The organism is Erwinia sp. 198, from assembly GCF_003937915.1.
Lineage (GTDB): Bacteria > Pseudomonadota > Gammaproteobacteria > Enterobacterales > Enterobacteriaceae > Erwinia > Erwinia aeris.
The window spans coordinates 130,939-141,802 of the sequence record NZ_RHUM01000014.1; the positions used below are offsets into that span (position 1 = coordinate 130,939).

General features: G+C 56.9%; 15 protein-coding genes. 7 read left to right on the forward strand and 8 right to left on the reverse strand.

All coding sequences use genetic code 11. The features are described 5' to 3' along the window. Nucleotides 1-66 precede the first annotated feature (66 nt). Genes EGK14_RS18340 through EGK14_RS18350 form a run of 3 tightly spaced genes read left to right on the forward strand, consistent with a single transcriptional unit; the run spans nucleotide 67 to nucleotide 2,106 of the window. Nucleotides 67-453: a VOC family protein gene (locus EGK14_RS18340; RefSeq protein ID WP_125290528.1), complete on the forward strand. Its 387-nt coding sequence runs from the start codon at nucleotides 67-69 to the stop codon at nucleotides 451-453. A 49-nt stretch (nucleotides 454-502) separates the two neighbouring features. Next, a complete protein-coding gene (gene tilS / locus EGK14_RS18345; protein ID WP_125290529.1) occupies nucleotides 503-1,804 on the forward strand; it encodes a tRNA lysidine(34) synthetase TilS in 1,302 nt (433 codons plus the stop codon). Next, entirely contained in the window at nucleotides 1,801-2,106 is a 306-nt protein-coding gene (locus EGK14_RS18350) for a cytochrome c (RefSeq protein WP_125290530.1), read from the forward strand. The genes tilS and EGK14_RS18350 overlap by 4 nt, the downstream gene beginning before the upstream one ends. Before the next feature lie 36 nt (nucleotides 2,107-2,142). Here EGK14_RS18350 and rof read toward each other — a convergent pair whose 3' ends face one another. Both rof and EGK14_RS18360 read right to left on the reverse strand, forming a co-directional pair. Further along, a complete protein-coding gene (rof, locus tag EGK14_RS18355; protein ID WP_125290531.1) occupies nucleotides 2,143-2,403 on the reverse strand; it encodes a Rho-binding antiterminator in 261 nt (86 codons plus the stop codon). Continuing rightward, on the reverse strand, nucleotides 2,390-2,590 hold the full coding sequence (locus EGK14_RS18360) for a YaeP family protein (RefSeq protein ID WP_125290532.1): 201 nt from the start codon (nucleotides 2,588-2,590) through the stop codon (nucleotides 2,390-2,392). Before EGK14_RS18360 ends, rof begins: the two co-directional genes overlap by 14 nt. Nucleotides 2,591-2,719: 129 nt before the next feature. Here EGK14_RS18360 and EGK14_RS18365 point away from each other — a divergent pair, with 129 nt between their 5' ends. The 3 genes from EGK14_RS18365 to EGK14_RS18375 are packed head-to-tail and all read left to right on the forward strand — an operon-like array spanning nucleotide 2,720 to nucleotide 4,116. Then, the gene (locus EGK14_RS18365; protein ID WP_125290533.1) at nucleotides 2,720-3,271 is read left to right on the forward strand and encodes a YaeQ family protein; all 552 of its coding nucleotides are present in this window, start codon (nucleotides 2,720-2,722) and stop codon (nucleotides 3,269-3,271) included. Then, nucleotides 3,268-3,690, forward strand: a complete 423-nt coding sequence (gene arfB, locus EGK14_RS18370; protein WP_125290534.1) for an alternative ribosome rescue aminoacyl-tRNA hydrolase ArfB — start codon at nucleotides 3,268-3,270, stop codon at nucleotides 3,688-3,690. Before EGK14_RS18365 ends, arfB begins: the two co-directional genes overlap by 4 nt. Before the next feature lie 21 nt (nucleotides 3,691-3,711). Further along, nucleotides 3,712-4,116: a copper resistance protein NlpE N-terminal domain-containing protein gene (locus EGK14_RS18375; protein WP_125290535.1), complete on the forward strand. Its 405-nt coding sequence runs from the start codon at nucleotides 3,712-3,714 to the stop codon at nucleotides 4,114-4,116. Nucleotides 4,117-4,147: 31 nt separating this feature from the next. On the opposite strand, the gene proS is transcribed toward EGK14_RS18375, so the two are convergent. The 6 genes from proS to metN form a co-directional block, all read right to left on the reverse strand. Continuing rightward, nucleotides 4,148-5,866: a proline--tRNA ligase gene (gene proS / locus EGK14_RS18380; RefSeq protein WP_125290536.1), complete on the reverse strand. Its 1,719-nt coding sequence runs from the start codon at nucleotides 5,864-5,866 to the stop codon at nucleotides 4,148-4,150. A gap of 106 nt (nucleotides 5,867-5,972) precedes the next feature. After that, entirely contained in the window at nucleotides 5,973-6,677 is a 705-nt protein-coding gene (gene tsaA / locus EGK14_RS18385) for a tRNA (N6-threonylcarbamoyladenosine(37)-N6)-methyltransferase TrmO (RefSeq protein ID WP_125290537.1), read from the reverse strand. After that, a complete protein-coding gene (rcsF, locus tag EGK14_RS18390; protein WP_125290538.1) occupies nucleotides 6,674-7,078 on the reverse strand; it encodes an Rcs stress response system protein RcsF in 405 nt (134 codons plus the stop codon). Before rcsF ends, tsaA begins: the two co-directional genes overlap by 4 nt. Before the next feature lie 150 nt (nucleotides 7,079-7,228). Beyond that, a complete protein-coding gene (locus tag EGK14_RS18395; protein ID WP_125290539.1) occupies nucleotides 7,229-8,041 on the reverse strand; it encodes a MetQ/NlpA family lipoprotein in 813 nt (270 codons plus the stop codon). A 29-nt stretch (nucleotides 8,042-8,070) separates the two neighbouring features. After that, complete coding sequence (locus EGK14_RS18400) at nucleotides 8,071-8,724, reverse strand: methionine ABC transporter permease MetI (protein WP_125290540.1); 654 nt, start codon at nucleotides 8,722-8,724, stop codon at nucleotides 8,071-8,073. Then, nucleotides 8,717-9,748 carry a methionine ABC transporter ATP-binding protein MetN gene (gene metN, locus EGK14_RS18405; protein WP_125290541.1) on the reverse strand — a complete coding sequence of 344 codons (1,032 nt, stop codon included), beginning with the start codon at nucleotides 9,746-9,748 and terminating at the stop codon, nucleotides 8,717-8,719. The genes EGK14_RS18400 and metN overlap by 8 nt, the downstream gene beginning before the upstream one ends. A gap of 180 nt (nucleotides 9,749-9,928) precedes the next feature. Here metN and gmhB point away from each other — a divergent pair, with 180 nt between their 5' ends. Continuing rightward, nucleotides 9,929-10,489: a D-glycero-beta-D-manno-heptose 1,7-bisphosphate 7-phosphatase gene (gene gmhB / locus EGK14_RS18410; protein ID WP_125290542.1), complete on the forward strand. Its 561-nt coding sequence runs from the start codon at nucleotides 9,929-9,931 to the stop codon at nucleotides 10,487-10,489. Nucleotides 10,490-10,864: the final 375 nt, after the last annotated feature.

The following is a 10,864-nucleotide window of genomic DNA, read 5'->3' on the forward strand; positions in this document are numbered from 1 at the left end:
TTGTGCCATTGTCCTGTGCTTCCGGCCTGCGTAAGGTAGCCGGAAGCTTTTATTCAGGAGAAAGACATGTTTATCAGGAAAGTGCACCATATCGCTATTATCGCCAGCCATTATGAAACCAGTAAGGCTTTCTATTGCGACGTGCTGGGTTTTACCCTGATGGGTGAAGTATATCGGGAAGCGCGGGATTCCTGGAAAGGCGATCTGGCGCTGAACGGCGAATACGCTATTGAACTGTTTTCGTTTCCTTTTCCGCCTGCGCGTCCGGACGGCCCGGAAGCCTGCGGCCTGCGCCATCTGGCATTCAGCGTGGAGGATATCGAGGCGGCAAAGCAGCATCTTGAAGAGAAGGGCGTTAGCTGCGAGGCGATCCGCGTCGATCCGCTGACCGACAAGCGTTATACCTTCTTTAAAGACCCGGACGGTTTGCCGCTGGAGCTGTATCAGGCGTAAAATAGCGCCTGGCCGCTGTCGGCCGGGCCTTTTTGCTTCAGGGATTTGCATGTCACTGTCCGATCTTCAACACCATCTTGCCGGACAACGGCAGCTGCTGGTGGCCTTCAGCGGCGGCCTGGATTCCAGCGTGCTGCTGCACCAGCTGGTCTGCCTGCGTCAGCAGCACGCCCTCGCTTTACGCGCCATTCATATTCATCACGGTCTTAATCCGCTGGCGGAAAGCTGGGCGACGCATTGTCGGCAGCAGTGCGCGCGCTGGCAGGTGGCGCTGGAAGTGGTGTATGTGCAGGTCGACGGGCGGGAAAAAGGCATAGAGGCGGCTGCCCGCGAGGCGCGCTATCAGGCTTTTCGCCAGCACCTTCAGCCCGGCGAATGCCTGTTGACCGCACAGCATCTGGACGATCAGTGCGAAACGCTGCTGCTGGCGCTGAAAAGGGGCAGCGGGCCGGCCGGGCTGGCCGCTATGCCCGTCAGCGCCAGGCTTGATTCGCATCTGCATCTACGGCCTCTGCTGACGCAGACGCGCGCGCAGCTGGAGCAGTGGGCGGCAGAACATCAGCTGGGCTGGGTTGAGGACGACAGCAATCAGGATACGCGCTACGACCGTAATTTTCTGCGTCAGGTTATTCTGCCCGAACTGAGCGCGCGCTGGCCGCACTTTGCCCGAGCGGCGGCGCGCAGCGCGGCCCTGTGCGGCGAGCAGGAACAGCTGCTGGATGAGCTGCTGGCTGAATCGCTCCGTTCGCTAATGGATGAAAAGGGCGCGCTGGCGATAGCGCCGCTGGCCGCGATGAGCGACAGCCGACGGGCCGCACTGCTGCGACGCTGGATAGCGCAGCATCAGGGGCTGATGCCTTCGCGGGATGCGCTGGCGCGTATCTGGCAGGAAGTGGCCTGTAGCCGTGAAGATGCGGAGCCGCGCCTGCTGCTGGGTAATGTTGAAATTCGGCGTTTTCGCGGCCGTCTGTACTGGCTGCCGGTCGCCGTATCGGTACGTGATAAGGTGATTGGCTGGCCGCTGACGGTCTCGACGCTGGCGCTGCCGGCTAAAATGGGCAGGCTGGTTCGCGGTGACACAGGTACAAAAGTCCGGGCGCCGCAGGCTGACGAGACGGTCAGCGTGCGCTTCCAGGCGCAGGGGAAAATACATATTGTCGGACGCGCGGGCAGTCGGCCGATAAAAAAAATCTGGCAGGAGCTTGGTGTGGCCCCGTGGCTACGCGAGCGTACGCCGCTGCTGTTTTATGGCAATCAGCTGATTGCCGCCGTAGGCGTCTTCGTCACCCGCGAAGGCGATCCAAAAGAGCAACCCGGCTGGAAAATCAGCTGGCAACAGGATGAGCAATGAAAAAAGTAATCGCGTCGGCGCTGCTGCTGGCGATCGGTTTTCCCGCCCTGGCGGGCAACGCGCAGAGCGGCCAGCAAAAAGCGGCCAGCTGTCAGGGCTGTCACGGCGCCGCGGGCAAAGCCGCCGCGCCGTATCCGAACCTGGCGGGCCAGAACGCAGACTATCTCGATCATGCGCTCCACGCCTATCAAAAAGGCGAGCGCAGCGGCGGCCAGGCAGAGGTGATGAAAGCTTTCGTAGCGGGACTGAGCGATGAGGATATGGCGGATCTGTCGGCTTACTATGCGGGCCTGAAGCCCTGACGACGGGGGGCGGAATAGCTTCCGCCCGATTGGGGGTTAGTCAGACTCGCTGACCACGACGGTACCCAGCTCAGGGTGGCTGAAACTGGCGATATGATCCAGACGCAGCTCGCGGATCTCGCCTGAGAGATCGACGACCAGGTATTCCACCTTCTTGCGCAACAGCATATCTATGGCCTTTGCCTTCAACTGCTCGCCGTCCTTCAGCGCCAGCGTCAGCGTCAGCTGTTTCTGGCAGGCAAGTTCCAGATTGTCGTAATCATCGCAGTTGATCGGTTGGTATTCATTCGTCAACATAATCGCTCACCAATAAGTTAGCAGCAGCAAAAGCTGCCTGTTCCCTGATTGAAGAGTGTAGCTCAGGATTTGCGGCTACCTCATTCAGTGCTTTTAAAACGCAAGCTATCGCGTCCGGCACGTATCCCAGATCGCCGCTGCCAATTTCAGCATATTTACGACGAACTAATTCACAATACTTTTGCACATGCACCTCAAGAATTTTCTCTGGCGACCTGACGACTATAACACAGGATTTCACGGGAAATCAGCCAGGCGGAGCGTGATTTGCTGGCCGCACGGGTTACAATGCCCGACAACGACTATAAGGAATACCATGGCACTTAAAGCGACAATTTATAAAGCCACCGTCAACGTGGCCGATATGGACAAAAACGTGTTTCTGGACAGCGTGCTGACGCTGGCCCGACATCCTTCCGAAACGGAAGAAAGGCTGATGCTGCGCCTGCTGGCGTGGCTGGTTAACGCGCATGAAAGACTGACCTTTACGCGCGGCCTGAGCGCGGAAGACGAGCCGGAAATCTGGCTGATGAACGATCATAACGGCATTGAGGTCTGGATAGAGCTGGGGCTGCCGGACGAGCGGCGGCTAAAAAAAGCGTGCAATCGCGCAGCCCGCGTATACTTGTATACTTATAACGCCCGCGCCGCGCAGATTTGGTGGCAGCAAAACCAGAGCAAGCTTCAGCAGGCGAACCTGACCGTGCGTTTCCTGGATGATGAGCAGCTGAAGGCGCTGACGCAGCTTGCCTCACGCTCCATGACGCTACAGGCGACCATTCAGGACGGCACCATCTGGCTCTCGGACGAGCAGCAGCATCTGGAACTGCGCTTTACCGACTGGCTGCTCGACGGTAAACCGGCATGATCGTCCTGTCACGCCACGCGACCATTCCCGATAGCGAGCTGGAATTAACCGCTATCAGAGCGCAGGGGAACGGCGGCCAGAACGTGAATAAAAGCTCTACGGCGATCCATTTACGTTTTGATATTCGCGCCTCCAGCCTGCCGGAGTTTTATAAAGAGCGGCTGCTGGCGGCCAGTCACCATCTGATTACGCCGGAAGGGATAGTGATTATCAAGGCGCAGGAGTATCGCAGCCAGGAGATGAATCGCGAAGCGGCGCTGAAAAGGCTGGAAAACCTGATTCAGGAACTGACGGTAGTCGAAAAAACAAGGCGGGCCACGCGGCCTACGCTGGCGTCTAAAAAGCGACGGCTGGAGGGTAAGGCGCGCAAAGCCACCACCAAATCGCTGCGCGGCAAAATGCGACGCGTGCCTGACTGATCGTATGACAGAGGAGGGAAAGTGAAAAAGGTTCTGATTGTTCTGATGATATCGCTGTTCTTTGGCCCGCTGATGGGCTGTCAGAACTACGATGCGGCGGCCACGGTAAAGCCGCGTGAGGCACAGGTGCAGAACTATCGCGGCGTTATTCCCTGCGCCGACTGTGAAGGCATCCAGCTTACGCTCTCTTTAGAACAGGGCGGACGCTACCGTTTGCAGGAGCGCTACCTGACCGCCGAACACGTTGAAAATCAGCAGCAGGGCCACTGGTCGCGCACGGCGGAAAAACTGGTGCTGGTATCGGATCAGGGAGAGAAGCGCTATTTTCGGCCGCGCGACAGCGGGCTGGAGATGACGGACGCGAGCGGCGAGGCAATATCGACCACGCTGAACTATCGGCTGGCGCCGGTAGAAACGGGCAGCTGAAGCGGCGGACAGAACGCCCGCCGCCTGTCGACTACTTGTTGATTTCGGCCAGCAGGAAATCCAGGATTTCGCCTGTTTTAATCATCTGCTTCTCGCCCGCGCGGCGGGATTTGTACTCCACTTCCTCGCTGTCGAGATTACGGTCACCGATGACGACGGTGTGCGGCACGCCAATCAGTTCCATATCGGCAAACATCACGCCGGGACGCTCTTTGCGATCGTCAAGGATCACGTCGATGCCTTTAGCGCGCAGCTGACCGTACAGCTCTTCCGCCAGCTCCTTCACGCGGAAGGATTTGTGCATATTCATCGGCAGAATAGCCACCTGGAACGGTGCCAGCGCCGCAGGCCAGATAATGCCGCGCTCGTCATGGTTCTGCTCAATAGCGGCAGCCACGATACGCGTGATGCCGATACCATAACAGCCCATCGTCAGCACCTGATTGCGACCGTCTTCACCCTGCACGGAGGCTTTCATCGCTTCGGAATACTTGGTGCCGAGCTGGAAGATATGACCAACTTCGATGCCGCGCTTGATCAGCAGCGTGCCTTTTCCATCCGGGCTGGCGTCGCCTTCGACCACGTTGCGCAGATCGGCCACGCGCGGCAGCGGCAGATCGCGCTGCCAGTTGATGCCGGTCAGGTGCTTGCCGTCCTGGTTCGCGCCGGCGCAGAAATCGCTCATCATCGCGACGGTGCGGTCAACCACGATTGGCAGCGTCAGGCCAACAGGGCCAAGAGAGCCAGGGCCTGCGCCCGTTGCCGCGCGAATATCCTCCTCGCTTGCAAAGGTCAGCGGCGCGGCGACGATATCAATTTTTTCGGCTTTGATTTCGTTAAGCTCATGATCGCCGCGCACGATCAGCGCAACCAGCGAATGACCGCTCTCTTTGGTCGCCTGTACCAGCAGCGTCTTCACGGTCTTCTCAATCGGCAGCTTATGCTGTTCAACCAGCGCCGCGATGGTTTTCGCGTTCGGCGTGTCGATTTCCACCATTGGCTGGGTGGCGTCTGCACGGCTGCCGGCTGGCGCAACGGCCTCGGCCAGTTCGATATTCGCCGCGTAGTCGGAGCCGGTGGAGAACACGATATCGTCTTCGCCGCTCTCGGCCAGCACCTGAAACTCATGCGAGGCGCTGCCGCCGATGGAGCCGGTATCGGCCTGCACGGCACGGAAATCCAGGCCCATGCGCGCAAAGCTCTGGCTGTAGGCGCGATACATATCATCGTAGGTCGCCTGCAACGATTCCTGCGAAGTATGGAACGAGTAGGCATCCTTCATGATGAACTCGCGCGAGCGCATTACGCCAAAGCGAGGGCGTACCTCATCGCGGAACTTGGTCTGGATCTGGAAAAGATTCAGCGGCAGCTGCTTATAAGAGCTCAGCTCGTTGCGGATCAGATCGGTGATCACTTCCTCGTGCGTCGGACCCAGCACAAAAGGACGGTCGCCACGATCGACCAGGCGCAGCAGCTCCGGTCCGTACTGCTCCCAGCGTCCGCTTTCCTGCCACAGATCGGCGGGCTGCACGACCGGCATAGAGATTTCGATAGCACCGGCGTTGTTCATCTCCTCACGCACGATGTTTTCGACTTTTTTCAGAACGCGCAGACCGGTTGGCAGCCAGGTATACAACCCGGAAGCCAGTTTGCGGATCATTCCGGCGCGCAGCATCAGCTGGTGGCTGATCACTTCAGCGTCGGCAGGCGTCTCCTTCTGGGTGGAGAGCAGGTATTGAGTAGTACGCATGAGTTACGATTCCAGTTGAGCAGAAAGCTACATTAAGCCAGGCTAAATAATTGCTGGCGGCTAGTGTACCAGCGTGGTCAGAGACTCAAAAGAGACAGAAGATAAATTAACGATGCTCTACGGCGGTCACCAGCGTGCCGGAGACGTCGACGCGCCAGCGCACGTTGAAATCCAGCAGCCAGGCGGCATATTCCCGTTCCGGCTCTTCGCCTTTGCGGTAGGCCGGACGCGGATCCTGGGCCAGCACTTCGGCTATAAAACGCTGCAGGTGCGGATAGCGCGCGCCGTGCTGCGCTATCTGCTGGACGGCCTGCGGCGAAAACGCTACCGGCATGGAGGCTTCCGGCGCTTCCTGCGCGAAGCCTGCGCGTGCGGCAGGGATCGACTCGGCGAAGGGCAGGTAGGGCTTGATATCCACTATCGGCGTGCCGTCAACCAGATCCAGACTGCCCAGTTCCAGCACAACCTCGCCTTTTCCTGTGCGGATGCCCTTCAGCTCTACCAGCGACATGCCGATAGGGTTGGGACGAAAGGTGGATCGGGTGGCGAAGACGCCCATTCGCGCATTGCCGCCCAGCCGGGGAGGGCGAACGGTGGGCCGCCAGCCGCCTGCCATCGTCTGGTGAAACACAAACAGCAGCCACAGATGGCTGAACGCTTCCAGCCCGCGCACCGCTTCCGGCTGATTATAGGGCGACAGCAGCCGCAGCTCGCCACCGCCGTCCTGAATCAGGCCTGGCTGACGCGGAACCGCGAACTTCTCTTTCCACGGCGAATGGATAGTACCGATTGGCTGGAAGGTAAAACTCATTGGCCGCTGACTTTCAGGGCGGAACCCTGGCACACCGCCTGGCGGTAGCAGCCCTGGGAATTGGTGACGATTTCACACTTGTGCAGCAGCACCGCATTGGCTTTCATTGCCGAGGCGCGGATCTGCATTCTTTTACGGGCGGTGGCGATAGTCGGCGGCGAGCTTTGTCTGCTGCTCTGGCAATCTTCGCCATAGACTTCGCCCAGATCGCGGAAAGGCTTGCTGACCAGATCGCTGGCGTCGCTGTAAAGTTTTACCGGCGCGGGACGCGGCGCGGGTTTGCTCCTGACTGGCTCAGTTTGTGCAGGCTGCTTAAAAGGCTCTACGGGCTTATAAGGCTTATGCAGCAATGAACACCCTGTCAGCGAAAGGGCTAACAAACAGAGCGGTACAACACGCATGGGAACATCCTCATTGTCGGTAAAAGAGGCGTTATTGAAGCAAGCCCGGCGGCAAATAACAAGCGCGCATAAATGAACAAAGCGGGCTAATGCCCGCTTTGTTGAGGTGGTGGCCATGTAACCGACGCCACAGGCCGGTACTGAAAGGAATTACCAGCCTTTCACCGCGCCGCCGTTGAAAATCTTGTTTGCCGCTTCGCTGACTTCGTCGGACTGATAGGCTTTAACGAATTTCTTCACGTTTTCAGCATCTTTATTATCTTCACGCGCCACGATCAGGTTCACGTAAGGAGAATCTTTATCCTCAACAAAGATGCCGTCTTTGGCCGGCGTCAGGTTGATCTGGCTGGCATAGGTAGTGTTAATCACCGCCAGCGCAATTTGCTGATCGTCCAGCGACCGTGGCAGCTGCGGCGCTTCCAGCTCGACCAGCTTAATGTTTTTCGGGTTTTCTACCACGTCCAGCACGGTCGGCAGCAGGCCAATGCCGTCTTTCAGCTTAATCAGGCCTATTTTCTGCAGCAGCAGCAGCGAGCGGCCCAGATTAGTCGGATCGTTCGGAATGGCAACCTGCGCGCCATTCTGCAGCTCATCCAGCGACTTGATCTTTTTCGAGTAGCCCGCAATTGGATAAACGAAGGTGCTGCCAACTGGCACCAGTTTATAGTTGCGATCTTTGATCTGCTGATCCAGGTAAGGCTTGTGCTGGAAAGCGTTAACGTCGATATCGCCCTTGCTCAGGGCTTCGTTCGGCAGGACATAATCGTTAAAGGTGACCAGCTCTACATCCAGACCATATTTATCTTTAGCGACCTTTTTGGCGACTTCGGCAACCTGCTGCTCCGAACCTACAATCACGCCGACCTTAATATGATTAGGATCCTTCTCTTTCTGATCGCACCCGACCAGTGCCAGAGAACCAATCAGCGCACCCACAGCGGCAATCGTTTTAAAATTAAACATATCCTTTCCTTAATCTGTAAGAAGCGTTTTTACTTGTGGGTGACAGCACGAACAATGCGGTCGCCACAGAACTGAATCAAATAAACCAGAACCACTAACAGCACCAGCACGGTATTCATTACGGTGGCGTTGTAGCCGATATAGCCATACTGAATACCGATTTGTCCCAGACCGCCCGCGCCGACGGCGCCGCCCATGGCCGAATAGCCGACCAGGGTGATAAGCGTAATGGTCGCCGCATTAATCAGGCCGGGAAGGGCTTCCGGCAACAGGACCTTTTTCACGATCTGCAACGGCGTCGCGCCCATCGCCCGCGAGGCCTCAATCAGGCCATGCGGCAGCTCCAGCAGCGTGTTCTCTACCATTCGCGCGATAAAAGGCGCGGCGCCGATGGTTAACGGCACGATAGCCGCCTGTAAGCCAATCGAGGTGCCGACGATCATGCGGGTAAACGGGATCATCCAGACCAGCAGGATAATAAAAGGAATGGCGCGGAAAATATTCACCAGCGCGGATAAAAAGCGATACAGCCCGCGATTTTCGATAATCTGGCCCGGACGCGTGACGTACAGCAGCACGCCAAGCGGCAGGCCAAGCACGAAGCCAAAGAAACCGGAAACAAAAGTCATGACCAGCGTTTCCCATACGCCACGGCAGAGCAGCAGAATCATTGCCTCAGACATAACCTAATACCTCTACCTTTACATGGTGTTCCTGCAGAAAAGCGATCGCCGTCTGCGTATCAGCAGCCGCGCCGTGCATTTCCGCCAGCATAATGCCGAACTTAACGCCGCCTGCGTAATCCATCTGCGCGCTGATAATGTTGTTGTTAACGTTAAAACGGCGGGCTGCTTCCGACAGCAGCGGAGCATCTACGGACTGGCCGGTAAATTCCAGGCGTAATAAAGGTACGCTTTCCGGTTTCGCCGTTGCCGACAGCCGCGCAGCATAATCCTCCGGAATATCCAGATGCAGCGTGGACTGAATAAACTGCTGCGCCAGCGGCGTCTTGGGATGAGAAAAGACTTCGCTGACCGTGTCCTGCTCAATCAGCTTGCCGTTGCTAATCACGGCGACGCGATCGCAAATGCGTTTCACCACGTCCATTTCATGGGTGATTAGCAGAATAGTGATCCCCAGGCGACGGTTGATATCTTTCAGTAGTTCCAGAATCGCTCTGGTCGTCGCAGGGTCGAGGGCGCTGGTGGCTTCGTCGCACAGCAGTACTTTAGGATTGGTGGCCAGCGCGCGGGCGATAGCGACGCGCTGCTTCTGCCCGCCGGAAAGATTGGCGGGCCATGCATCCTTTTTATCCGCCAGGCCAACCAGTTCCAGCAGCTCGTTAACCCGCGAGTCGATCTCGCTGCGGGAAAGCTTGCCCAACTCCAGCGGCAGCGCGACATTGCCCGCAACGGTACGGGAGTTCAGCAGGTTAAAGTGCTGGAAGATCATGCCGATTTGGCGGCGTGCCTGAGTCAGCTGGCTTTCTGAAAAGGCGGTTAAATCCTGGCTATCCACTAACACGGTGCCTGAGGTAGGACGCTCAAGCAGATTCACGCAGCGGATAAGCGTGCTTTTCCCGGCGCCGGACGAGCCGATTACGCCATAAATTTGTCCGGCGGGCACTTCCAGGCTGACATCCGCCAGCGCGGTAATAGTGCGGGTGCCCTGTCGGAACACTTTGCTGATATTTTGAAGTTTTATCATTTTATTATCGTAATAGAGTGGGCCGTGGCAAATATTCGTCTGCACTTTCCTGCAGAGAGCTGCGAGTGGATGGTAAGGCATCCAGACGTCTGAATCAATCAATGCGCGCTTAAGGGGCATTCTCTCTGCGGATACAAACGTGCGATACTCTGCCTTAACATTAGTAGCAGGAGTTTCCACGTGACGAACAAAGTCCCCGCAATATTTCTTGACCGTGACGGTACCATGAATATCGATCGCGGCTATGTCCATGAGATCGACAACTTTCAGTTTATCGACGGCGTTATCGAAGCGATGCAGGAACTGAAAAAAATGGGTTTCGCGCTGGTGGTGGTCACCAACCAGTCCGGTATCGCTCGCGGCCTCTTTACGGAAGATACCTTTATGCAGTTAACGGAGTGGATGGACTGGTCGCTGGCCGATCGCGAAGTCGATCTGGACGGCATCTATTATTGTCCTCACCATCCGGAAGGCGTAGTAGAAGAGTATCGTCAGGAATGTGACTGCCGTAAGCCGCAGCCGGGCATGCTGCTCTCTGCCCAAAAAGAGCTGGATATCGATATGGCGGCTTCTTATATAGTAGGCGACAAAATTGATGACCTGCTGGCAGGTAAAGCGGCAGGTGTAGGCACAAAGGTATTAGTGCGCAGCGGCAAGCCGGTAACGGAAGAGGGCGAAAATGCAGCAGATTGGGTGTTAGATAGCCTTGCTGACCTGCCTTCGCGCATCAAAAAGCGCTAAAAAGCAGCGTTGCGAGCAAAAATAGAGCGAACGATAAAAAAGTTCATTTTTACGCTTGCCTTTCCGCGGCGCCTCCCTATAATGCGCAACCACTGAGACGGCACAACGGCTTACGGGCCAGCGGCTCAGGAGGTTCAGGAAGCTGAACCGCCGGAGAAAAAACTTCTGAAAAAGAGGTTGACTCTGAGGGAGGAAAGCGTAAGATACGCCACCTCGCAGTAAGTCGCCAAGGCGCTTACCGCAACGCTCTTTAACAATTTATCAGACAATCTGTGTGGGCACTCGCAGGATTGATATCAGCGTCTCCGGACGCAAAAAAATATCAAGTCTTAAGAGTGAACACATAATGAAATTCATTATGACGTTTTACACTTG